The sequence below is a fragment of the Dietzia cercidiphylli genome (assembly GCF_039531545.1).
GTDB classification, from domain to species: Bacteria; Actinomycetota; Actinomycetes; order Mycobacteriales; family Mycobacteriaceae; genus Dietzia; species Dietzia natronolimnaea.
In genome coordinates this window covers 237,766-259,872 of record NZ_BAAAQG010000010.1, presented here as the reverse complement: position 1 = coordinate 259,872, position 22,107 = coordinate 237,766, and the positions used below count along the sequence as shown (strand labels likewise).

Below are 22,107 nucleotides of genomic sequence, written 5' to 3'. Positions count from 1 at the left end.
TCACGGCGCCAGGCGGGCCGCCGCGGGAGCCCTCGTCCACCCCGCTGGGGCCGCGGGTTTCAGGCGCAGCATGACGTCGGCATCTGGTTTCGGAAGAGGCCGGCCACGATGCGCAGGCTTTCGCTCATGGTCAGGTACGGCGCCCAGGTGTCGGCCAGATCGTCGACGGTCATGCCGCTTTTGATGGCGTAGGTGGCCGCCAGCATGATCTCCCCGGCCCCGTCCGCCAGAGCGTGCACGCCCAGAACCTTGCCGCTCACGGCGTCGGCGACGAGCTTCACCGCCCCGCGGGTGTCGTGCTGGACGAGCGCCCGGGGGACATCGGACAGGTCCAGGACGCGGCAGTCGCACGCGTGCCCTCGGGTGAGGGCCTCGTCCTCGGTCAACCCCGCCGAGGCCAGCTGGGGCCGGGTGAACACGACCGCAGGAAAGCCGGCGTAGTCGACCCGAGCTGCCGGCGGGTACCTGTCCTCGGTCAGGGCGTTGAGCGCGGCGGCCCGACCGCCGGCGGCGGCGGCGTAGACGTACTGGGGAGCCCCCGAGACGTCACCGGCGGCCCAGACGCGCGGGTTGGAGGTGCGCTGGGTCTGGTCGACCACGACGAAGCCGCGCTCGTCCACGTCCACACCGGCAGCGGCCAGGTTCAGGCCGTCGGTGCGGGGCAGGCGTCCGGTGGCCACCAGGACCTGCGCGCCGCGCACCTGTTCGCCCGAGTCCGTGGTCACCACCACCTCTCCTGCGGGGCCTGGTTCGCGGGCCACAGTGGTCGCGCGCTCTTCGACCACGGTGATGCCGTCGTCGGTGAAGACTTCCCGAAGTCTCTGGGCCAGCTCCGGCTCGGCGTGCGGCGCCAGACGCCCGACCACAGAGACCCGGGTGCCGAGGTGAGCGAACAGCTGGGCCTGCTCCATCCCGACGTACCCGCCACCGATAACGACCAGGGACTCAGGCAGCTCGGTCAGCTGCATCGCGGTGGTGGACGTCAGCCGGTCCACAGAGTCGAGACCGACCACCTCCGGGATGGCGGGGGTGGCACCGGTGGCGACCAGATAGGCCCGGGCCCGCAGCGCCTGGCCGTCGACGGCCAGGGTGTCCCCGTCCAGGAAGCTGGCCTGGCCTGGGCGGACCTGGAAGCCGTAGGCAGCGGCCACATCGGCGTACTTCGCATCACGCAGGCGCTCGATGAGTGCGTCCTTCTGGGCCACCAGATCGCCGAGGTTCACCGGTGCGGCTGACGTTGGGGCACCTTTGAAGGGATTGGTGAGCGCGGCGTGCCGGGCCCCGGCGGCCGCCAGGAGCGTCTTGGACGGCACGCAGCCGATGTTCACGCACGTCCCGCCCAGAACACCGCGCTCAACCAGCACGACGCTCTTACCGGCCTGGCTGGCCGCGATGGCGGCGGACATCGCCGCGCCTCCTGAGCCGATCACGGCCAGATCGACGTCGTAGTCCACACCCATTTGCCCACCTTCCTTCGCGTGACCCCTCTTCAGCGTCCATAGTGGACGTTCCAGCGCAGGGGAAGGTCAAGGCGAACATGGACGAGAGCCGAGAAAGGGGCCACTGTGCGCATCGGTGAGTTGGCCGTGGCCAGCGGCACCACAACCAAGACGCTGCGCTTCTACGAAGAAGCCGGCCTACTACCTGCGCCTGAGCGCACCGCCAACGGATACCGCGACTACACCCCTGCGGCCCTGGCGCGCCTGGACTTCGTTCGCCGCGGCCGCACCGCTGGGCTCACCCTGGCCCAGATTCGCGAGATCCTCGACATCCGCGACGCCGGAGTCGCACCCTGCCAGCACGTGCACGCCCTGCTCGAAGCCCACCTGGGCGACCTGGACCGCCAAATCGCCGACCTGCAAGCACTGCGACACACCGTCGCGCACCTTCACCACAGTGCCACCACCAGCGACCCCACCAAATGCGACACCACGACCGTCTGCCGCTATCTGTGACCAGACCGGTGCTCGCGTGTATCGCCATGAGCAGATGCCGCCACAGAGCGTCGACAGAACCCCGCCATATAACGGCGAAAGCCACACGCTGCTGTGTCACAGGGTCGGCGTCGTCAATAATGAAACGTCGTCCCGTCGGGTCTAAGATGTATTGATACAGATTCCGGGCGAAAGGGTCTTGTCGATGGCTGATCGGATCGGGACGTTGCTGAACCGTTCGGGTGACGGTGGCGAGGAGGTGCTCCTCGTCAGTCGCGGGAAGGAGCGGACTCGGTTCCGTCGCCGGGACGAGTTGGGTTGGAACTTTCGGGTGGAGTCGACGGACTCAGAGAACGTCGTCGAGGTAACGCCAGAGCCGAAGCAAAAGCCAAAGACGGATCAGAAGCCGGCTGGCCGGGCCTCGCGTCCGCGGGGGCAGCGGGTGGCGTACGTGCGGGTGTCGGCGGCGGATCAGAATGAGGCGCGTCAGCTCGAGGCGGTGGGGGAGTGCGACCGGGTCTATATCGAGAAACAGTCGGCTCGCTCGCGCGCCGATCGCGTGAAGCTCGAAGAGTGCATCAGGTACCTGCGAGATGGTGACGAGCTGGTTGTTGCGTCGATGGACCGTCTCGCTCGTTCGTTGGTTGATCTCAAGCAGATCGTTGGCGAGATAACCGCGAAGGGCGCGAGCGTGGAGTTCGTGCACGAACGGGCCACCTACGCCGCCGGCGCCCAGGATCCTCGAGCGGATCTGATGCTCTCGCTGCTCGGGGCGTTCGCCGAGTTTGAGCGGGCCATCATCCGCGAACGCCAGGCTGAGGGCATCGCCATCGCCAAAGCGAAGGGCAAGTACAAGGGACGCAAGCGTGTCCTGACCGCCGAGCAGATCGACAAGGCCCGCGCCCGCATTGAGGCAGGGGAGGGACCATCGGCGATCGCACGTGATCTGGGGGTGGGACGCTCGACGTTGTATCGCGCACTACAACGTCAGACGAGCTAGTCGGCTTGATGTCCGCACTGAGGGGGACGGCGTCAGTTTGCAGTGCGCATCGGGCCGGCAGCGGCTCTGAGGGTTTCACCAACCACCGGGAGGGATCCCGGTATCGGACCAGTCGATCGTCTCGAACTGCTTCTGGTATGCCGAACGGTCGAAGATGAACCGGCCGAGTGGTTCGTAGTTCCAATCTCGGAACCCGCGACGGAAGTCGTGCCACTCGACGACGTCGTTGCGCACTTCGATACGCGCGGTCAATGGCCCGCAATCCCACTCCCCGCAGGTGCACCCCAAGAGGACCGTGTCCCCGTCACCGAAGAACGATGCTTCGGGGGCGCCGAGAAAGTGCTTAGGGCCCTTCACATTTGCTACCGCCATCGGTAGGTACGAACCGGCTGAACCATCCGTTTTCTTTGCCCGGATCTCCGCAGCCTCAATCTCTCGAACGTGTTCCGCCAGAGGCAGCCCGTCGATGATTAGCGCAACGCCCTTGAGGCCGGACACCGACGACGTGTCGTAAGACTCAAGATGGACGTCCAGCCGATTCAGGTTCATGGCACCACCGTATGCGCGCAAGTTGCTCTCGGAACCAGGTTTCTCTGCCCGCGTAAGTTTGGCCCGACCGGCAGAAGGGACTGCTGCCCCCACGGTGCACTCGCCCCTGGGGGACAACTGGTGTCTCGTTCGGCTGTATGTTCTCGGGGACATTGAGCTGGTGAGGGGAGCGGCGCGGTGGGGATGTATGGAGAGCTTCGTGAACGAGGGTTCGATCTGGTCTCGGACACCTCGGTCGCGGACTGGGCGAGTCGACGCCAGTCGGGTGACCTTCACCGTGTCGATTTCCAGGTGCCGGCTGGATTCGAAAAGTACTGCCGCATCTTGCACCGCGTTCACGGCCCGTCTGATGGCGGACTGTCCGACTCGTTCTTGCCGTGGTCTGATTACGCTCAGTCCGTCGGCCTTGCGATCCGTCCGGATACGCGCTGGTATGAGATCTCTCGACGCGATCTGCGACTACGCAGTATCAGCCCGGACGTGGGCGGGCTGGATAAAATCTCCGGACCTGCCTACCTCGAGTTCATAGTCGAACGCCTTCCCGCGGAGGCCCCCATCTTCGCGGGGTACTGGGATGGCATACAGCCACAGCACGAGCCGGGCACGAGCTTCCCCACGGCCCGTTTGGGCGTGCGTGACTACGTGCTATTTCGGGTATCGCTTGCGGCGCTCCTTGACGCATTTCGCTCGGAGTCAGGCTTCCTCTTCGACTTTCCCGCATTGCTCTGGCCGGAGAACAAGAGTTGGTACCTGTCAACGGAGGTGGACTACAACTCCACTCTCGTCGGAGGATCCGAGGAGTTCATCGACGCCCTTCTCGCCCACGAGCCCATCGAGGCTCTCCCTATCGGCCCGGATATTGATCTGACCTACCGAGCCGCCCCGTAACCCAGACCATCCCCATCAGCGGCGTGAAGAGCTACCACCATATAGCGATCGCACAAGACCGCCACATGTCGATGCGATCTCCTTTGGAGTCGACCGATTCCGGGGTCGGATCACACCGTCCCACAACCAAGGAACTGAGAGGCACGTATGACGGTAGTTTCGCGCAATCGAATCGCAGCAAACGAGACTGGGGGCGCCGATCCAACGCTCCCTCAGGTGATGGGTGAAGTGCCCGGACGTTAGCGGCAGTTAGGAAGCGGCGGCCTCACACGAGTAACGGCGGATAGATTCTCGTTCAGCGTCCCGATTGCCTCGTCGAACCATCCGTCATCGATCCAGAAGCGCTTGCCGGTTGCGGTGTTGTTCTTCGTCTCCGCGCGGTTGAGCCGCTGTCCCTGTTGGGGGTGAGTGGCGGGCCGTGCATGTAGAACGTCGTTCCGGACCGCCGCTACCGCGAACAATGCTTTGTATACCGCGACCAGGTAGTTCCTGATCTGAGGGTCTTCCACTTCACTCGCTGCGCTCTTCACGGCACTGGCTATGCCCGAAGTCGTCTTTGGTTCGAGGTGCTTCAGTGCGAGGGTGGCTGGTAGTCGATCAGCAAGACGGGGCAGATCGCCGAGGATGGTCCACTCGAGGTAGGAGACCGAATACGCTACTTCGCCCACCCTCGCGAGATACTGGTCGTCGGGAAGTGCGGCGCGTGAACGCTCCATGTCTGAATCCTCCTGCACCTACTCCCCACTCGCAGTAGGTACGGTGCATTTGGTCCTGCTCTGTGCGGCAGGCTTGTACGACACTTCAGTAAGACCCTGGACCACAGGTCGAGGAACCATTCCGACGGTCCGAGCCAGTGTCACGATGAAGGATCGTCAAATGCGACACCAGGCTGACGGCCCATGGTGACATGGGGGAGTTGCCACACTCCCCAGTGCCCTTCGCGGCCGTTCGGCTTTGGGTGTTCAGGTTGGCCCATCCCTGTTGCCGTCGGGCGCGGGACGTTTGCTCTCTGCGTCGGTCGCCGCCACCCAGACTCTGTACTCTTCGCCCTCCGCGAGAACGCGAGTGGCACGGGCGTCCGGGTCTCCCGGGCTGAGCGCGACAGTGTCGCCGTCGACGGAGTCGACGACGGCATCAAGGAACGCTGCGACTTGGCCAAGGTGGTGTTCTTCTCCGTCCAACTCGATGTTGAGTCTCTGCGTAACCGCGACATTGATACGTGACCCCGCAGTGAGCGTGGGGCGATCGGTGGCATCGATGGTGAATTCAAACGGTGACCAGGTGGTGCTAGCCGCTTGGCCTTGCAGGAGGGTTGCTGCTTCGAAGACATGTCGGAGTTCTCCCGCGGAGAGGGCGCTCGGGATGCGAAGCAGATCCGTGGAGTGCTGCTGGATTACGTTCAACGCTCGTACGAGCCGCGCCGTTAGATGGAGATTCGAATTTCGGTCGTGAGGGTAAGGAACAGTCCAGCTATAACGGCGCGGTCCGTGGCTGGGACTCAGTCCGATTGACACTCCGCGATCGACCGCATCCATGAATGAAACGGCATCGATGAGGTCGCCTGGCAATTGGCTATAGGCGTCCCAGTTCATACGGAAGTCTGCTTCGACTTCGATAGGCTCGAAGCGGGTCCTAAGTGCAAGCTCCACCTTGTCGGTCCGGTCAGCCCATACGGTTCGCTGGCCGCCGCGCACCCCTGACGTGAAGCTCTTCCGCTCCAACCGCAGTTCGGCGACGACATCACCTGTAGCGTCTCGGACTCCAACGGTGATGCTAGATGCGGGTTCCGGACCGCCCGCTTCGGCCGTGATGGCGGTGAAGTGGATCTCAGCACTGTCAATAGTGCCGCCGAGCCCGCCGGGGAGGTTGAGTTCTGCGGACGCAGCAGACGAGGGGATCGTGAGATCGGTTCCGAAATCGAGAAACTGCTCGAAGCTCTCGGCGAGTGCCGGGTCGCCGGTTACGTCGACCTGCACGGTAGTGGTTATCGGACGCTCGCTGAGGGCGGCAGCGAACTTTGCATACACCTTGATGTGGAGCCACATGGGGCCGTGTTGCTCGGCTGCGACAGCAACCAGCCAGGGCTCATCTACTTGGTGCGGGGGGCAATCGGATGTTCCGAAGTGGTACCGGTAGTGAGGGTCATTGTTTGCTGCACGTTGCAAGATCCTGATTCGGTCGCCGACGTCGGCAGGTTGCAAACGAGTCCCGCTACCAAGGGTCGTGTCACCGCGAATGATGGCGGTGAGATCGGCGAGTTGATCAGCGAGACGGTCCTTGCCCCCCTTGAGGTAATAATCGATGAGCTCTGGGTGGCGTGCCGCGAAAATGTCGAGCCGTGTCAGGCCCATCCATGACCACGTCGGGATGCCCAGAGATTTGACCTCCTCTTCGATTCGAGCGCGGTATCCGGGGCTTGAATCGCGGGGGATCACAAGGTGCCACTCGGTGATCGCCCATCCCTCTTGCCTTGACGTTTCGGCGACCGCCCTGAGCGACTTCCTCACTTGTCGGAACTCTGCGTTGGCAAACTTCAGGGGGAAGTTCTTGACTTGAAACACCTTGCGCTGGCTGTCGCCGTCGGGAACAAAGACATCGATGCCGCCGTCCGGGCCAGGTGTGAACTTCTGACCCAGCGGGTGGTCGGCGCACACCAGCATCGCGACGGTGTGTTCGAACTCGCCGCTGTCGAGGCGAGACCAGGGGACGCGTTCAGTGGACATGGATTCGCCAAGTACTCATCAAGACTTCATCGCGCGAGGGCACCGATCCAGTATCCCAATCGACTACGACGCAGGTTGACGAACAGATGCCGCGACGGGGGAGAGGGCGAAAGTTCGCTCGCTGCGCAGCCTCGACGGTGCGGCTTGTCATAAGACCTGGTTGCCGGTGCCGACTCGAGAGCCCGTCCAGCCGGCTGTGGCGGAACGTCATTGCCAGCCCCAGGTATGTGTCAGCGGCCAGTGTCAGCGGCCAGGGTCAGCGGCCAGTGTCAGCGGCCAGGGTCAGCGGCCAGTGTCAGCGGCCCGCGTTACCGCTCTAGTCGGCGTACTGCCATCGCTTTAACAGCCAAAGAATGGAATTGTGAGCTCTGATTGAACGCGGCTGGCACGCGCTATTTGTTGGTTGTCGCCACCGTGGCTCATCTGGCGCTGATGGACGTCGGTTCGAACGTTATCGGCAGCTTCTTGTAGCCCCTCACGGGCCCTGAGAGGAGGCGCTCGGCGCCGTCGGCAAGTGCAAAGTCGGGTACGTAGGACAGGAGTTCCTCGTAGGCGACTCGGCACTCGAGCCTGGCCAGCGCGGCACCGAGACAGAAGTGGGGGCCGTGACCGAAGGCGAGACCGCGCTCGGTTTTCCGGTCGAGAATGAATGACTCCGGGTCAGCGTACTCCCTCTCGTCACGGTTCGCCGACCCGTAGAGCAGCATCACCTTGCTGCCAGCTCGCATGGTTTCACCGTGCAGTTCGACATCTTCGGTCACGGTCCGGGCGAGGCCTTGGACGGGGGACTCAAGGCGGAGAAATTCCTCGACAGCTGCAGGGAGCAGGCTGTGTTCCGCGGCGATCGTTCGCAGCGTTTCGGGGCGTTCGCTCAGGATCTGGGCGGTGTTCGAGATGAGGTTCGTCGTGGTTTCGTTGCCGGCGATGAGAAGCATGAAGCAGAAGCCGAGGAGTTCCTCTTCGGTGAGCGTCTCGCCGTCGACCTCGGCGTCCAGGAGGGCGGACATGAGGTCGTCCTTGCGGTTGGCGCGGCGTGCGGCGAGCATCGGCGTGAAGTAACCGTAGAGCCCCAGGGCCGCGTTCGTCGCATCCTCGACGGAGGCCGGATCGTTGGGATTGACCTGCACGAGACGGTCGGACCAATCCCGGAACTGCTGCCGGTCCTCGTTCGGGATGCCGAGCATGTCCGCCATGACAATCGTGGGCAGGGGGCCGGCGTACTCGTGGACGAAGTCGACCTCACCTCGCTCGATGAAAGACCCCAGGAGTCCCCGCGCGGTAGCCCGGATGCTGCCCTCCATTTCGGCGATCCGCCTGGGAGTGAAGGCCCGGGACACGAGCTTTCGCAGAGCGGAGTGCCGTGGGGGGTCCATCATGATCATCATCGGCATCAGGTCGCCCATGCCTGCCGCGAGGTCCTGGCCGACGACGATCCCCTTCGCAGAGGAGAAGCGCCGGTGGTCCTGCGTGGCAGCCCAGATGTCGTCGAACCGGGATAGTGCCCAGAATTCTTGTTCCTTGTTCCAGTAGACCGGCGACTCCTCGCGCAGCACCTGATAAATCGGATACGGGTCTGCCTGGACGGCGGGGTCGTACGGGTTGTAGAGCTCTGACACTTGGGGCCTCCGGTCTGGACGGGCCACTTGGGACGGTAAAATACTTTCGTCCCACTGTACACCCGGTTTGCCTGCCAGAATTGAGGCGAGTGGTTCCCCACTGCGAGGAGGCGTGAAATCGACCAGCAGCTGTACCTAGACGCCACCTTGTCGGCCTTCTTGCGCCATGGGGTCAGCCGGACGCGGATGACCGACATCGCGGCGGTGGCGCGGGTATCGAGGACAACGGCGTACCGGATTCTTGGTTCAGTCGATCGCGCGGCGACGAGCCTTCTGCAACGCGAGATCGAGCGCCTGCTGAGCGAGGTGATTCGCGGGCTCGACAGCGCGACTGTCGCACCCGATGTGCTTTCCGTTTGCGCGCGGGCCCTGGAGCGGGTGGAGCAGCACCCCTTGTTCCGTAAGGTCCGCACGGACGAGCCGGGAATCATCGGCGAAGCCCTCGTGCTTCAGACTGCGCCGATCATCGACACCATTACCAGCGCGCTCGCGCCCTCTTTTCGAAAGCTCGCGGATGACGGCGTGCTAGCGGTGGACGACCACGAGAACGTCATCGACAGGCTGGTGCGACTGGGGATCACATGCGTCCTGTCCCCGCCTCGCGGTGGATACCAGTCATTGCTGGGCGACATCCTCCGCGGTAATGCCGGGTAGGTGTGCGACTCGCTGCTTTCCTGGGTGCCGCGCCGGGGGAGTTCATCGCGGTCGTGCTGGTCGAGAAGGTAAGGGCCGCCGACCTCGACCACGGTGCCCTCCACCGTTGCCTTGATGCCTACAGCTGGATATGAAGAGAAGTCTGTCGCCTTCAGCGCGGCCAGGGTTGCTCATCCTGGCGGGCAAGTCGACTCAGTAGAAGAATCTGTTGGAAGCTTGGCGGAGTTACTGGCGGCGAAGCTGCCGCGTGGTCTGAGCGGGTAGTGCGGTGGCGCATCTGTTGTTGTCGACTGCCGAGCAGAATGACGCTCGTGAGCGAGAGCTGGCGGGGGAGTCGCGACCGGATGCTCGTATGGAGGCCGTCCGCGCCGAACCCGGCCGTGCGCACCAGAAACTGCGGTTCTTGATGAGCTTGGGCAGATTCTCCATGCAGTCTGAATCTGGATCGGCTACTTATCCGCCGCCACTGCCCGGTGAGCCGGTGCTTTTGAGCTGGCCATGGTTTTGTGGTCGCGTGAGCCAGCAGCGCCCGGGGCAAGGAACGCTAGCAAGACTGCGGCGCCGGCGGTAAGGATTGCCAACGTAAGCGTGGCCTGACTGCTGCCGTTCACAAATGCTTCTTTGGCGGAGTCGACCAATGGTTGCGCCATTGGTCCGGCTTGTGCGGCGACCTCTAGTGCGGCGGCCAGAGAATCGGCGACCGGACCACGGGCAGGTTCGGGCAGCTGGGGAAGGGTGGGTTGAATGTGGCGGGTGTATCCGGCGGCCAGCACACTGCCGGCTACCGCGATCCCCATCGCAGCGCCGATCTCGCGGGCCGCATCGTTGACTGCGGCGGCGACCCCGTGTTTGCTCTCCGGAGTTTCGGCGATGATGGCGTAGGTCGCCGGGGCTGTGCATAGTCCAAGTCCTGCGCTCATGATCACCAGCGGCCAAAGCAGGTCGAGGTAACGTGCATCGACGGTCAGCCTGCTCACCAGCATCAGACCAACTGCGATGGTCACCAGGCCAGCGACGGTCATCACTCGCAGCCCAAATCGCTGTGACAGTCGGGGGGCGATCACCGAGATCACGATCAGGGGGACCGTCATCGGCACCAACCCCAACGCCGAGGCCAGCGGTCCATATCCCAGGATCAGTTGCAGGTACTGCACCAGGAGTAGGAATACCCCGAAAGTGACCAAGAATTGGATGGCCACCGACAACGAGCCGGCGCTGAAGCCGCGCTTGGCGAACAACCGAACATCCAACAAGGGGGCCGAGGATCGCAGCTCAATCAGGATAAAAAAGGCTGTCGCCAACATGCCGGCCCCGGCGCTGGCGAGAACGATCGGGTCGGCCCAACCCCGCGCTGGAAACTCGATCGTGGCGAATACGATTCCCGCAACCGCGACTGCAGCTGCCGCCGCGCCCACCCAGTCCACGGGAGGGTGATCATGCTGGCTGGACTCAGCGATCGTGCACGCCAGCGCGGCCAATAACGCTCCCGCTGCAGTCAGGCCGACAAATACCGACACCCACGACCAGCGCTCAAGCAACACCCCGGCGCCGAGGATGCCCATCACTGCTCCGGAGCCGGCGACTCCAGCCCACACACCTACTGCTCGGCCGCGATGAACGGCGGCAAAACCAGCAGTCAGAATCGAGAGCGTCGAGGGCATTACCAGTGCAGCGCCCGCCCCGGCAATCGCTCGCGCAGCGATCAACCACGCCGGGTCAGACAGCAGCAGGGGAAGTGCGGACGCCAAGGTGAATATCACCAGACCTATTACGAGAACCGCCCGTCTGCCGTAGCGGTCACCGATCGCTCCAGCGGGCAGGACCAGGCACGCCAGTACCAGCGTGTAGCCATCGACGATCCAGGTCAGCTGGGCTTGCGTCGCTCCAGTCTCTACCGCAATCTGCGGTAATGCCGAATACAGCGCGGCCATGGCCGCGACCACCAACGCCACGGCCAGGCACGACACCGTGAGCATCCACCATTCGGCTCGGGTCCACCGGGATGACTCGGTGATGGTCTGTTGGGACGAGTTCATCGCCGGCCCCTTGCTGTGAGATGGTCGGTCTTGTTTCGAGACAAGTAGTATCACAGTATCCGGCTGGCTGGACAGGTTAGCTTGGACGAGAAGTGACCGTCGGCCGAAGGGGGAGAGCGTGAACGACTGGAGTGCTGATCGGCCCGCTACGGACGACGACGAGCTCGATCCGCGACTGCTGCGCTCACGAAAACGATTACTCGACGCTGCTACGCATCTTCTGAGCACTGGCGGTGTAGAGGCGGTTACCGTCGAGGCGGTCACTCGAGTATCAAAGGTTGCGCGGGCCACGCTCTATCGGCATTTCGGCGGCACCGCCCAGTTGCTTGCAGCGTCCTTCGAGCGGCTGTTGCCTCGCGTCGAAGTCTCTGCCACCAGTGGGTCGGTACGCGACCAACTCATCGCGCTTCTCACGGCCCAAGCTGACCTGATTGACCAGGCGCCGCTGAACATTACAACTCTGGCTTGGCTGTCAATCGGATCAGTCGGCGGCAGCGATCCTGCCGATTCGGCCGCGATCACCTCACTGCGCAGTCGAGTCATCGAGGAATACCGGCAGCCCTTTGACCGCATCCTCACACAGCCTGACGTTCGAGCACAGCTCGGCAACGTCGACACCACCTTCGCGATCGTTCAACTCCTGGGTCCCGTCGTGTTCGCTCGCCTTACTGGGCTCTGCACCGTCGACCACGACGGATGCGTGCAACTCGTTGATGATTTTCTTGCTGCCCGCAAGCAGGGAGGCGAACCCATCCCGGCCGAATCCAGCCACGGCCTGAACCGCCCTGGCGCCGGCGGATCTCGCTAAATCGGGGCTTCTTCTTGTCGGATGGGTGTGACCGCTCGATCGCCGAGGTCGCTGGGGAGGTGGCGAGGCAACCCTAGAGCCCGGTCGTTTCGGTGCGTGCTGCGGCGAGCCATCCGCTGCAGTCTGAGTGCGGCCGGAATTTCTACCGTCCAGTTTGGACTTCCCGATTCGTCAGGCTGCTGCAAGTGATCGCGAAGCTGACTCCAGAGCTTCAGCCAGTTGAAGCTCGAGCGTGGGCAGGAGGCTAACCGCCGAAGCCACACGTTCCAGCCGAGTACGTACATCGACCTCGTGCTCGCTTGCGGCCCTTCCGGCTTCCGTCCATGTCTGTGCACAGTGTCTGGCGACTACGGCGAGATCTTCGGTCGCGAGGTCACCGGTCAAACGTGCCACGTCCGCGCAGCCGTCAGCGAGCAGCTTTCGGAACAGGCCACCTCCGGTGCCGGCCTTCTCGATGAAAGCGCTCAAGCTGAATAAGAGGATCTCGAGTTCGTCAGCCGGTAGATGGGACCAAGTCCGGACATCAGCGGCGAGCTGGGCGACTGCTGCTAAGCCTTCGGAACCGCTCACCGCGGTCGTGAGATCGACGACTCCGGGCGGAGTTGGGTGGCGCATGTTCGCTGCCGATTGACGGAAAGCCGCTGCGGCAACCTGCGCAAGGTCTGGTAACTCATGCGGCCAGGCGATGCGGTACGTGGTGTGACGTGTCGGTTGTGGGAATGACATCGACGACCGTGCTCGAGCGAGAGCGTCGAACGGAACCTTTTGGACCTCGGCACGGTCGTTGTCAACAACGAAGGCGATCCTCTCCGCCTCGTCGTAACCAATTACCACGATATCGTGGCGACTCATTTGGAGCCGAACCCGCAGGTAGGGCAACTCTGCAATGTCGCCCCATATCAGGGCTGGCCTTCCGGCATCGACCTCCTGGCTAATCCACGACCATCCTTCTCGGGGATCGTCGGTCGTGAGCACTTGGACCTGTGCGCCCAGTAGATGGGGGAGATTTACTTCGAAATCGGAGTCTCTCCCTACCAGATAAAGCGGCGGGAAGAGGTCGCTCGAGCGCAAGTAGGACAGGCCAAGTGACCCCCCGAGGGTGAAGACGAGACCTTCATCGGGCGGTTCTTCCCAGCCGAGGCCTTGCCAGTGCAGGAGGTCTCGCATCGCGGCTGAGCCGCAGTGCCCCCCGACCCGATGTGGATAGTTCTCGATGAGCGTCTGGCGAGTCATCAGAGTTCCTTTCTGAACGGCAGGCGGGCACGAACCGGGCTCTCTTGCTGCGCCAGTGGGATGTCAGCGCCGTTCGTCGAGGCTCCGCCGCTGACCGTGCGAGTCTCGCTCGGGACTGGCTTACCCATTGCGCAAGGAATCGGGAGAACCCGTATGGGCGAAATCGGTCCGGACGAAAGGACGCTGCTGTGTGATGACCTGTTTGCTGAGCATGAAATCACGGGGACGATTGATGCAGTCTGCAGCAAGGAGTTCGCCATCACGGAGGTAGAAGCAGCTGAAGTCGCGGTCTCGGGTGGGGTCACCGCTGAGGACGACTTCGTCGTAACCGGTGTTGAGACCGGCGATCTGCAGCTTGAGATCGTATTGATCTGACCAGAACCAGGGCAGCGACACTGCGCTCTTGGACTTCCCGCAAAGGGTAGCCGCGGCGAGTTTCGCCTGATCGGTTGCTGCGGGTACGCACTCCAGCCGGACTCGGCGACCGTATCGAGAGATGTACTTGCTGGCACAGTCTCCGGCGGCAACGATGGCTGGGTCACTGGTTCGGGCGTGCTCGTCGATCACCACACCATCGTTCAGGGTCAAGCCCGCCGCCTCGGCGAGTTCTGTTCTCGGTTCAACACCGATACCCACGATGACCAGATCAGTCGGAATCGACTCGCCAGTAGATAGTGTGACCTCCCGGACGCAATCGTCTCCGACTAATGCTGCGACTTTGGCGCCCGTTCGGATATCGATGCCCTCCTCTCGGTGGATCCGCTCGAAGAACGTTGATACGTCGGGAGCAGTGACCCGCTCGAGGACGCGAGTGGTCGCCTCGAGCACGGTGACTTCCAGGCCCAGTGCCCGTAGTGAGGCGGCCGTCTCAAGTCCGATGTAGCCGCCCCCGACGATCACCACCCGCCGCCCGGGGGCGGCGGACGTGCGGATCAACTCGACGTCTGCGGCGGTACGAAGGTAATGGACCCCGGCGAGATCGGCCCCAGGAACGCGGAGCTGACGAGGGCGGGCTCCCGTGCACAGCGCGAGCTTGTCGTATGTCAGTGTGTCGCCGGTGCTCATAACGATGTGCCCAGCCGAGCGGTCGATCGCCTCCACGTGCGCGTTGAGAAGCTGGATTCGCTGCTTGGAGTAGAAGTCCGAACTGCGGATGGTGATCTCGTCGAGGGTGGTTTTCCCGGCGAGATACGCCTTCGACAGTGGCGGGCGCTGGTAGGGCACCGTGGGCTCCTCGCCGATGAGGACGATCTCACCGCTCCACCCGTCCTGCCGTAGGCTCGCCGCGAGTTGGGCTCCGGCATGGCTGGCACCGATGATGAGGGCTCGCTGCGATGTCATGTGCCGGATTTCGGGGTGAGGCGCACCATCATCTTGCTGATACCCCGCACGAAGTTGGACTGCACGTACTCGGGTTCGCCGACGACCTCGATGTTCTCGAAGCGGGGGAGCAGCTCTTCCCAGAGGATCCGCAGCTGCATTTCGGCCAGTCGGTTGCCCATGCACCGGTGTACGCCGAACCCGAAGGAGATGTGGTTGCGGACGTTGGCCCGGTCGATGATGAAGTCATCGGGCCGCTCGAACACACGCTCGTCGCGGTTGCCTGAGGCGTACCACATCACGACCTTGTCACCCTTACGGATGAACTGACCGTTCAAGATAGTGTCAGTCTTGGCGATTCGGCGCATGTAGGCCAGCGGCGTTTGCCACCGGATTATCTCGGAGACCATGTTGGGGATCAGGTCAGGGTTGGACTTGAGCTTTTCGAACTGGTCTGGGAACCGGTTCAGCGCCAGAACGCCACCACTCATCGAGTTCCGGGTCGTGTCGTTCCCTCCGACGATCAACAGCACAAAGTTGCCCATGAATTCCATCGGGCGGTCGATCAGATCCTTGGTGTTCTCGTTGCTCTGCAGCATGGTGACCAGGTCGAAACCGGGTTCCTCCCCCTCTGCTAACCGAGCCTTCTTGTCGTACCACAGAGAACTCAGACCGCTCGCCATCTCGCGCATTCCGTCGAACGTCTCGTCGAGGTCCGCAGGACCACCGTTCGCTTCCTCGAACGAAGTTGCAATATCTGACCAGTACACGAGTTTGTGACGTTCCTCGTATGGGAAGTCCAAGAGCGTCGCGAGCATTCGAGCTGTCAGTTCGATCGAGACAGCCTGGACCCAATCGAACGGCTGATTCACCGGCAAGTCGTCTAGTACCTCGCGAACCCGAGACCGAATGAGCGTCTCCATCTCGCGCAGGTTCTTCGGCGCCACCACCCCCTGCACAGCTGCTCGCTGCACGTCGTGGCGCGGTGGGTCCATCGCGATGAACATCTCAATATCGAGAAAACGAGGCGGGGCCCCGATCACTATCATCGGCTCGGCGGAGAAGACCTCATGGTTCTTATCGACCGCGATGATGTCTTCATGTCGGGTCACTGACCAGAACGGCCCGAACGCACTGTTGGGCTGAAAGTGGACCGGAGCCTCGTTTCGCAGGCGCTCATAGTAGGACTGCCAGCGGCCTTGGCGATAGAGAAAGGGATTACTGAGGTCGATGTCGGCGAGCTCGACATCCTCGACGGGAGGAATGGGACTCTCTACGAAGAGCTTCTTCCCATTCGTCCTTGTCACCCAGCGCCGAGTCCTGTCGTACAGATGGGCGCCCCGGATCTGAAGATCCATCGGGATGGCCGACCGGATTCTGTCCCCGACTTCTACATGATTGCTTGACACGACTCTTGATCCCTTCGTCGTTACATCTGGAACTCTGGCACCTGGACGACCAGGCCGTCCCAATCCGCGGACGCGGTCATCTGGCACGACAGTCGAGAGGTCGGCAGCCTTTCCGGGTTCATTGCGAGCATTTCCTCTTCACTTGCTCCCGAGAGGCCGACCTGTTCGGACCACTGCGGATCAACGATGACATGACACGTGCCGCACGCGGCTTCGCCTCCGCAGTCAGCGTCAATCCCGGGCACCGCGTTGTTGACGGCGATCCGCATGAGTGACTGCCCCTCCTCTAAGGGCACCACGTGCTTCTCTCCCTCATGTGAGACGAAGGTTACGACTGTCATCGCTGGCTCCTGCATGGTTGTTCGGGTAATAGCTGCTCACAGCATTGCTAACAACGACGACTGCGGCTAGGTTGATTGAGGGCAGAAGCTTGTTAATTTGGCTCAGAAGGCGGGGGCGATGAATCTTGATCGCGAGGGCGTGCCACCGCTCGTGTTCGCGCAGTTACTTGAGAGCCCAGTTCTGGAGCAAGACGCCGTTGCACGGTTTCGCGAGATCATGGATCGTGAGCGAAGCGACGTCGAGTCAATTCTCGCCATCAACGCCCAAGTTCCCCTGCGGTGGATCAGGGAAGCCTTGCCCGACCTCGACGTTGACCAAGCAACGACCCTCGGTTTGGCGTTCGCCCAGCATGCTCATCTGACGTCCTTCGGACCATTAAGCGTCCCACTAGTAAGCGCAGGTTCCGCAGGCGAGATATTGGAATTGCTTGCCTACCTGCCGCTAATAACCCCAGCCCTGAGTGCGCAGTTCTACGCAGGTGGACACGGAGTGTCTGTCGCGCTCAATGGGCAGACGGGCGATCGAGTCCTAGACTCCCTAGTGGTCACCTACTGTGGTGCGGTCCTGCTGAGGCTGCTGAATATACTCGTTGGCGATGCACCAGACATCACACTCTCACTGGGTTGGCCCGCTCCGGAAGGTCTGCCCGTGGATCAGGATCGGTTAGCTGGTCGCCTGGTATTTGACGCTTCACTGTCCATTCTGCATTTTCCCGTTGACGCGGTCAATCACGTCTGCCGGTTCTCTGACCCCGTGGCGTATCGACTCGCTATCAGTGACTTGCAGCGAAGGCTCGACGAGCGGAGTAAAATCGCCTCGTATTCGGACAAGGTGAGACGTCTGATAGAGAAGCGTCCCGCAGATTGTGGAAGTCAGTGGATTGCAGACGAACTCTCCATCTCTACGAGCACACTTAAGCGGCGCCTCTCTGAGGAAGGGATGACCTATCGCGGACTGCGCCAGTCGGTCATTCGTGAGTACGCGATTCTTCGTTTACTGGACGGATCTGTGTCCGCGAGCGAGATCGCCACGGACCTCGGATATAGCGACCTCGCCAGCTTTTCACACGCTTTCAAGCACTGGACCGGCCACCCGCCGACGGGGTTCCGTCGTAGGTAGCGCTGCCACTTGGTTGACTCGTACAGGGCAACTGGCATTGCACGGTGCCTTCCGCTTCGCCCGTTCTTTGGGCGTGGCGTTCAATATCTTCAGGCTCCGCCGACATCCTCGACGTATTCGGGCCTGGTGCTCGCGGCGGTGAGTTTGGCCTAAGCCCTCGAGTTTCTCTGTGACTGCAAAAAGTGTTCAACCTCGACCACGATGAACAGGGCAGTGGCAGTAATAACAGTGCGGCCCTCTGCATCCTCCATCGTGGACGTGAGGTCCAATTTCCGGCCATCGCGAGACCGAACTGCAGCGCGCAGGATGTACGGGGTGTCGAGTAGTGCTGGCGCAAGATACTCGAGCTCGAGACGGCGCGTCACGGCGAGCTCGCCGACCGAATACAGCAAGAAGCCGAAGAGGTCGTCAATCACGGTCGCTACCGCGCCGCCGTGTGCAATGCCCGGTGCCCCGACGTGGCGCTGGTCGAACTGGTGGTGTGCGACGACGCCGTCTCCGTCACGCCGTACCGAGAGGAAGTGACCATTCGGGTTCTCTGGTCCACAGCCAAGGCAGTTGGGGTGGTGGGGAGGAAGCTCGGAGGAACCGGATTCCATGCGCGTGAACGAGGCCACCCAGTTGTCGATATCGGTACCTATCGGCTCGCCGGCCTTGTCGCGAAATGTGTCCATGTCCAGACCTTCCTGTCGATGAAGTTGTACTGGGTGCGATACCTCGGCTTGTGGCGACGGAGATATCGCCGACACCCGCACGTCCGACCCGTGACCCAACCTTTGACCGGGACGTCCAAGGGGCCCTGAGGCCCGATACGGGTGGCCTGAGCAACTGGCTGTCGACGGCACGATAGTCAGGTCGACAAGGCCGACTGAGCCGGGACACCTTGTACTGTACGAACATACAGTAAGCGGTACCGACGTATAGTCTAGTTTGGGGTCCGTAGGCTCGACCGCAACTGAAGGGGAACCGCGTGAATCGTTCCGCACCAGGCGCCGCGGGCCGGGATCTCACTGCCAAGGCGCGCATCCGCAACGCCGCACTGGATCTCTACGCCGCCAACGGCGAGGACGGCACTTCGTTGCGAACCGTGGCAACCGCGGCCGGAGTGACGGTGGGTCTCGTGGTCCATCACTACGGCACAAAGGACGGCCTTCGCGAGGCGGTCGAGCGACTGGTCGTAGAGCATTTCGCTACCGCACTTGCCTCGGCGCCCGTGGACATCCCAGGCGCCGACATCGCCCGGATCCGCAACGACGCGGTTGTCGACATGCTGGTCAGGCGTCCCGAGGTGGTGAACTACCTGCGCCGCGCGTTGCTAGATCCCGGCGGTCAGCGAGGTGAGTTACTCGAGCGACTCACCGAGCTGACACACCGGGAAGTGGCGGCTATGCGGGAATCTGGCGCGGCGTCTAGGGTCCGCGCCGATGCTGTTCAGGTGGTCGACGTCATCGTCACTCAGCTGGGCCGTTTGTTCCTCCAGCCGCTCGTGGACTCGATGTGGTCCCATCTCGGGACATACACCCACACCGAAGGCCACGACAAGCCGGAACTGAGTGTTCGCGTCACCGAGACATTGGCACCGCAAGGAACGCCGCAATGACCTTGGTCATGGTAAGTCGCTGGTTTCGAGGCCGGACGATGCCGCGAGCCGCCGAGAATCGTTGCCGCGTGACGGCCACAGTGGACTCCACTCTTAGGGGCAAGAAAACGAGATCCTGTGGCACGCCGTTGACTATCTGTCGCAGGCGAACCCGCCAGACGGCGATATGCCCGTGTGGGGCAAGAAGGTCGGCTTTCGGAATGTCTCCGACCACGCCCACGCAGGGGGCGACGGAATCGCGCACAGCCTCAGACCGAGCAGCTCCACCAGTCGCGCCCCCGCGCCTGCTGATGAAGCGCCGGGTTCTGAGGTGCCGAGTTGCCAGTGCGAGACCGGACGAACGTGCGAGCAGTTCGGGGAGCGGTCGAGTTCGCGAGATTCACAACTCGGCATCGTCTACTTGTCATAACGACAATTAGCGGCGTCCAAGGGAAGCGGGCCTGTGCAACACGGCGTGAGAAAGCGATGAACTCCTCGCCGGGGACGGCACCCGAGACGCGCAGCCGTCATCCATAACTCGACCAGGGCCCGGACACCCCTATCGCGTGGCGGACCTATCCGCGGGCCACCTCATTCAGGTCCCCGGTCTCCACGTCGTAGACGAATCCGCGAACAGCGGTGCCGTACAAGAGGTACGGGTCCGCCTCGACCCGCGCCAGCGATTGGCGGACGTCCGCCTCCACCTCTGGAAACGCCTCCGCGGCCCACCGTGGACGCAGGCCCGTCTCGGCCTGAATTTGGTCCTTGAAGTCGTCGTCCCGGAACGTGAGCATGCCGCAGTCGGTGTGGTGGATCAGCACGATCTCCTCGGTGCCCAACAGGCGCTGGCTGATCGTGAGGGAGCGCAGGACGTCGTCGGTGATCACGCCTCCGGCGTTGCGGATCACGTGCGCATCACCCTCGGACAGACCCAGTAGCCCGTACGGGTTGAGGCGGGCGTCCATGCACGCCACCACGGCGATCTTGCGGCCGGGCGGCATGGGCAGGCCGCCCTTGTCGAAGTCGGATCGGTAGGCCGTGGCGGCCTCGAGCAGCTCGTCGGTGACTGTCATGTCCGGAATCTAGTCCCGGAGTCGCACCAAGACCAGCATTCTTCTTGCCGCGAGGGAATCCGCCGGAGCTATCGCTTCCGGTCGGAGTGGTCGGCGAACCTCTCGAGGTCCCGGACGTGGCCGGAGACGATGATCACGTCCTCCGCACCGATCGAGGTCTCCGGCTCCGCGTAGTGGAAGGGCTGGCCGGGAGGCTTGATCCCCACGATGTTGACCTTGTGGCGGCTGCGGGGCCGGCACTGGTCGATGGTGCGACCGACGACGTCTCTCGGGGGGAGCATGCGCGCGATCGCGAAGTTGTCGTCGAACTTGATGAAGTTCATCATCTGGTTGGCGACCAGGTGCGCCACCCGGACACCTGCGTCGTGCTCGGGGAACACGACGTGGTGACACCCGATCCGGGTGAGGATCTTTCCGTGCGCCTTGTTGATCGCCTTGGCCCACACGTGCTCCACGCCCAGGTCGACGAGGTTCACGGCCACCAGGACGGACGATTCGATGGAGGTCCCCACGCCCACGACGGCGGTGGAGAAGTCCTGCGCGCCGAGCTGTTGGAGGGCCTCGATGTCGGAGGCGTCCGCCTCCACGACGTGGGTCAGGGAGTCGGCGTACTTCTGCACGAGTCCGTGATCCCGTTCCACCGCGAGCACCTCGCGCCCCTGGGAGACGAGCTGGGTGGCCAGGGAGACGCCGAAGCGGCCCAGGCCCACGATGAGCACCGGGGACTGGCGACGGTTGCGGTCAGCCAATGATCGGCCTCTCTGTGGGTAGGCGGTATCTGGTGCGCTGGGCTCGCATTGTGAGCGCGGTGGCGAACGTGATGATGCCGACCCGCCCCGCGAACATGAGCCCGGACAGAACGTACACCCCCGCGGGCTCGAGTTCCGCGCTCAGGCCGGAACTCAAACCGCAGGTGGCGAACGCGGAGATGGACTCGAAGAGCGGGCGTCCGAGGTCCTCGCCGGTGAGGACCATCAGCGTCAGGGCCGAGGCCGACACCAGCGTCAGTCCCATGCCGGCGACGGAGACGGCGACCCGGACCGAGGACGTGGGCAGCGCGCGGCCGTGGGCGGTGGTGTCCTCCTGCCCACGGGCCTCGGCGAGGAAGGCGAGGAAGATGACGGCGAGGGTGGTGACCTTGACCCCGCCGGCGGTCGACACCGAACCGCCGCCGACGAACATCAGCGCGTCGGTGATGAACATGGTCGAGGACCTGGTGTCCGACGGCTCGATCACGGCGAAACCCCCGGATCGCATCATCACCGAGGCGAACAGGGAGTTCTGCAGCTTGTCCGCGACGCTCTCCCCACCGAGGGTCGCGACGTTGCTCCATTCCAGCGCCGCGAATCCCGGCGCCCCGACGAGCATCAGCAGGACGCTGAACTCGACGGTCAGGCGGGTGTGGAGGTTCCACCTGCCGAGGTGCCACTGGTGCTTCCACAGGACCAGCAGGACGGGGAATCCCAGACTGCCCAGGAACACGGCGCAGATCAGTGCCCAGAAGACCACGGGGTCGTGGGCCACCGCCGCCAGGCCGTCGGGGTGGAGGATGAAACCGGCGTTGTTGAACGCGGAGACGGCGTAGAAGACGGCATGCCAGATCCCGTCCCCCCGACCCGACCTCCCCCAGCCCGCCCGCCGACGTCCCGGTCTGCGCCAGCAGGCGGGTGCGGACCCCGAACTGCCGGGTGACCGAGAGTGCCAGCATCGACGAGATCGTCACGATGCCCAGGCCGCCCAGCTGGATCGCCGTCAGGATGACCACCTGACCCGCCGAGGACCAGTGGGCGGCCGTGTCGACCGTGGTCAGACCCGTCACCGACA

Annotated in this window: 22 protein-coding genes; 8 read left to right on the top strand and 14 right to left on the bottom strand. The window is 63.2% G+C overall.

The features are described from left to right. Positions 1-59 precede the first annotated feature (59 nt). Positions 60-1,460: a mercury(II) reductase gene (gene merA / locus ABD250_RS11865; protein WP_017838447.1), complete on the bottom strand. Its 1,401-nt coding sequence runs from the start codon at positions 1,458-1,460 to the stop codon at positions 60-62. 105 nt (positions 1,461-1,565) lie between these two features. On the opposite strand from merA, the gene ABD250_RS11860 reads away from it, so the two are divergent. Beyond that, positions 1,566-1,955 carry a heavy metal-responsive transcriptional regulator gene (locus ABD250_RS11860; RefSeq protein ID WP_007928756.1) on the top strand — a complete coding sequence of 130 codons (390 nt, stop codon included), beginning with the start codon at positions 1,566-1,568 and terminating at the stop codon, positions 1,953-1,955. Between the two features lie 184 nt (positions 1,956-2,139). Next, the gene (locus ABD250_RS11855) at positions 2,140-2,934 is read left to right on the top strand and encodes a recombinase family protein (protein WP_179523839.1); all 795 of its coding nucleotides are present in this window, start codon (positions 2,140-2,142) and stop codon (positions 2,932-2,934) included. A 75-nt stretch (positions 2,935-3,009) separates the two neighbouring features. Here ABD250_RS11855 and ABD250_RS11850 read toward each other — a convergent pair whose 3' ends face one another. After that, complete coding sequence (locus tag ABD250_RS11850) at positions 3,010-3,483, bottom strand: hypothetical protein (RefSeq protein WP_179523838.1); 474 nt, start codon at positions 3,481-3,483, stop codon at positions 3,010-3,012. 480 nt (positions 3,484-3,963) lie between these two features. Between ABD250_RS11850 and ABD250_RS11845 the strand changes: the two genes are divergently transcribed. Further along, on the top strand, positions 3,964-4,371 hold the full coding sequence (locus ABD250_RS11845) for a hypothetical protein (RefSeq protein WP_182653820.1): 408 nt from the start codon (positions 3,964-3,966) through the stop codon (positions 4,369-4,371). A gap of 239 nt (positions 4,372-4,610) precedes the next feature. On the opposite strand, the gene ABD250_RS11840 is transcribed toward ABD250_RS11845, so the two are convergent. The 3 genes from ABD250_RS11840 to ABD250_RS11830 all read right to left on the bottom strand — a co-directional run bounded on the left by ABD250_RS11840 (position 4,611) and on the right by ABD250_RS11830 (position 8,710). Then, positions 4,611-5,087 carry a hypothetical protein gene (locus ABD250_RS11840; RefSeq protein WP_179523836.1) on the bottom strand — a complete coding sequence of 159 codons (477 nt, stop codon included), beginning with the start codon at positions 5,085-5,087 and terminating at the stop codon, positions 4,611-4,613. 246 nt (positions 5,088-5,333) lie between these two features. Beyond that, on the bottom strand, positions 5,334-7,094 hold the full coding sequence (locus tag ABD250_RS11835) for a hypothetical protein (RefSeq protein ID WP_179523835.1): 1,761 nt from the start codon (positions 7,092-7,094) through the stop codon (positions 5,334-5,336). A gap of 419 nt (positions 7,095-7,513) precedes the next feature. After that, positions 7,514-8,710 (bottom strand): cytochrome P450, encoded by a 1,197-nt coding sequence (locus tag ABD250_RS11830; RefSeq protein WP_182657603.1) that lies wholly within the window; start codon positions 8,708-8,710, stop codon positions 7,514-7,516. A 186-nt stretch (positions 8,711-8,896) separates the two neighbouring features. On the opposite strand from ABD250_RS11830, the gene ABD250_RS11825 reads away from it, so the two are divergent. Continuing rightward, a complete protein-coding gene (locus ABD250_RS11825) occupies positions 8,897-9,364 on the top strand; it encodes a hypothetical protein (protein WP_182657605.1) in 468 nt (155 codons plus the stop codon). A gap of 449 nt (positions 9,365-9,813) precedes the next feature. Here ABD250_RS11825 and ABD250_RS11820 read toward each other — a convergent pair whose 3' ends face one another. Then, entirely contained in the window at positions 9,814-11,340 is a 1,527-nt protein-coding gene (locus ABD250_RS11820) for an MFS transporter (RefSeq protein WP_344392488.1), read from the bottom strand. Here ABD250_RS11820 and ABD250_RS11815 point away from each other — a divergent pair. Both ABD250_RS11815 and ABD250_RS11810 read left to right on the top strand, forming a co-directional pair. After that, complete coding sequence (locus ABD250_RS11815) at positions 11,294-11,419, top strand: hypothetical protein (protein WP_272942036.1); 126 nt, start codon at positions 11,294-11,296, stop codon at positions 11,417-11,419. The two genes, ABD250_RS11820 and ABD250_RS11815, sit on opposite strands and share 47 nt — an antisense overlap. A 99-nt stretch (positions 11,420-11,518) precedes the next feature. Continuing rightward, on the top strand, positions 11,519-12,208 hold the full coding sequence (locus ABD250_RS11810) for a TetR family transcriptional regulator (RefSeq protein WP_179523832.1): 690 nt from the start codon (positions 11,519-11,521) through the stop codon (positions 12,206-12,208). A 171-nt stretch (positions 12,209-12,379) separates the two neighbouring features. Here the strand turns inward: ABD250_RS11810 and ABD250_RS11805 are convergent, their stop codons facing one another. From ABD250_RS11805 to ABD250_RS11790, 4 genes are all read right to left on the bottom strand, one after another. Continuing rightward, positions 12,380-13,441 (bottom strand): BtrH N-terminal domain-containing protein, encoded by a 1,062-nt coding sequence (locus tag ABD250_RS11805; RefSeq protein ID WP_179523831.1) that lies wholly within the window; start codon positions 13,439-13,441, stop codon positions 12,380-12,382. Positions 13,442-13,561: 120 nt separating this feature from the next. Then, complete coding sequence (locus ABD250_RS11800) at positions 13,562-14,782, bottom strand: NAD(P)/FAD-dependent oxidoreductase (protein WP_179523830.1); 1,221 nt, start codon at positions 14,780-14,782, stop codon at positions 13,562-13,564. After that, the gene (locus ABD250_RS11795; protein ID WP_067718083.1) at positions 14,779-16,119 is read right to left on the bottom strand and encodes a cytochrome P450; all 1,341 of its coding nucleotides are present in this window, start codon (positions 16,117-16,119) and stop codon (positions 14,779-14,781) included. The genes ABD250_RS11800 and ABD250_RS11795 overlap by 4 nt, the downstream gene beginning before the upstream one ends. Before the next feature lie 71 nt (positions 16,120-16,190). Next, positions 16,191-16,511 (bottom strand): 2Fe-2S iron-sulfur cluster-binding protein, encoded by a 321-nt coding sequence (locus ABD250_RS11790; protein ID WP_067718080.1) that lies wholly within the window; start codon positions 16,509-16,511, stop codon positions 16,191-16,193. Between the two features lie 118 nt (positions 16,512-16,629). On the opposite strand from ABD250_RS11790, the gene ABD250_RS11785 reads away from it, so the two are divergent. Further along, entirely contained in the window at positions 16,630-17,631 is a 1,002-nt protein-coding gene (locus ABD250_RS11785; protein WP_182657607.1) for a helix-turn-helix domain-containing protein, read from the top strand. A 149-nt stretch (positions 17,632-17,780) separates the two neighbouring features. On the opposite strand, the gene ABD250_RS11780 is transcribed toward ABD250_RS11785, so the two are convergent. Next, a complete protein-coding gene (locus ABD250_RS11780) occupies positions 17,781-18,305 on the bottom strand; it encodes a PaaI family thioesterase (RefSeq protein WP_179523829.1) in 525 nt (174 codons plus the stop codon). A 296-nt stretch (positions 18,306-18,601) separates the two neighbouring features. Here ABD250_RS11780 and ABD250_RS11775 point away from each other — a divergent pair, with 296 nt between their 5' ends. Beyond that, on the top strand, positions 18,602-19,231 hold the full coding sequence (locus tag ABD250_RS11775) for a TetR/AcrR family transcriptional regulator (RefSeq protein WP_179523828.1): 630 nt from the start codon (positions 18,602-18,604) through the stop codon (positions 19,229-19,231). Positions 19,232-19,785: 554 nt separating this feature from the next. Here the strand turns inward: ABD250_RS11775 and ABD250_RS11770 are convergent. From ABD250_RS11770 to ABD250_RS11760, 3 genes are all read right to left on the bottom strand, one after another. Beyond that, positions 19,786-20,283, bottom strand: coding sequence for a beta-class carbonic anhydrase (locus tag ABD250_RS11770; protein ID WP_179523827.1), 498 nt, complete (start codon positions 20,281-20,283; stop codon positions 19,786-19,788). A 68-nt stretch (positions 20,284-20,351) separates the two neighbouring features. Next, positions 20,352-21,032, bottom strand: a complete 681-nt coding sequence (locus tag ABD250_RS11765; RefSeq protein WP_187702129.1) for a potassium channel family protein — start codon at positions 21,030-21,032, stop codon at positions 20,352-20,354. Next, on the bottom strand, positions 21,025-21,834 hold the full coding sequence (locus tag ABD250_RS11760) for a potassium transporter TrkG (RefSeq protein ID WP_344392486.1): 810 nt from the start codon (positions 21,832-21,834) through the stop codon (positions 21,025-21,027). The genes ABD250_RS11765 and ABD250_RS11760 overlap by 8 nt, the downstream gene beginning before the upstream one ends. Positions 21,835-22,107: the final 273 nt, after the last annotated feature.

Coding starts and splice junctions, on each gene's coding strand:
- merA (WP_017838447.1), bottom strand. CDS start 1,460: ATGGGTGTGGACTACGACGTCGATCTGGCCGTGATCGGCTCAGGAGGC.
- ABD250_RS11855 (WP_179523839.1), top strand. CDS start 2,140: ATGGCTGATCGGATCGGGACGTTGCTGAACCGTTCGGGTGACGGTGGC.
- ABD250_RS11850 (WP_179523838.1), bottom strand. CDS start 3,483: ATGAACCTGAATCGGCTGGACGTCCATCTTGAGTCTTACGACACGTCG.
- ABD250_RS11840 (WP_179523836.1), bottom strand. CDS start 5,087: ATGGAGCGTTCACGCGCCGCACTTCCCGACGACCAGTATCTCGCGAGG.
- ABD250_RS11835 (WP_179523835.1), bottom strand. CDS start 7,094: ATGTCCACTGAACGCGTCCCCTGGTCTCGCCTCGACAGCGGCGAGTTC.
- ABD250_RS11825 (WP_182657605.1), top strand. CDS start 8,897: ATGACCGACATCGCGGCGGTGGCGCGGGTATCGAGGACAACGGCGTAC.
- ABD250_RS11815 (WP_272942036.1), top strand. CDS start 11,294: ATGGCCGCGACCACCAACGCCACGGCCAGGCACGACACCGTGAGCATC.
- ABD250_RS11820 (WP_344392488.1), bottom strand. CDS start 11,340: ATGCTCACGGTGTCGTGCCTGGCCGTGGCGTTGGTGGTCGCGGCCATG.
- ABD250_RS11805 (WP_179523831.1), bottom strand. CDS start 13,441: ATGACTCGCCAGACGCTCATCGAGAACTATCCACATCGGGTCGGGGGG.
- ABD250_RS11800 (WP_179523830.1), bottom strand. CDS start 14,782: ATGACATCGCAGCGAGCCCTCATCATCGGTGCCAGCCATGCCGGAGCC.
- ABD250_RS11795 (WP_067718083.1), bottom strand. CDS start 16,119: ATGGATCTTCAGATCCGGGGCGCCCATCTGTACGACAGGACTCGGCGC.
- ABD250_RS11790 (WP_067718080.1), bottom strand. CDS start 16,511: ATGACAGTCGTAACCTTCGTCTCACATGAGGGAGAGAAGCACGTGGTG.
- ABD250_RS11785 (WP_182657607.1), top strand. CDS start 16,630: ATGAATCTTGATCGCGAGGGCGTGCCACCGCTCGTGTTCGCGCAGTTA.
- ABD250_RS11780 (WP_179523829.1), bottom strand. CDS start 18,305: ATGGACACATTTCGCGACAAGGCCGGCGAGCCGATAGGTACCGATATC.
- ABD250_RS11770 (WP_179523827.1), bottom strand. CDS start 20,283: ATGACAGTCACCGACGAGCTGCTCGAGGCCGCCACGGCCTACCGATCC.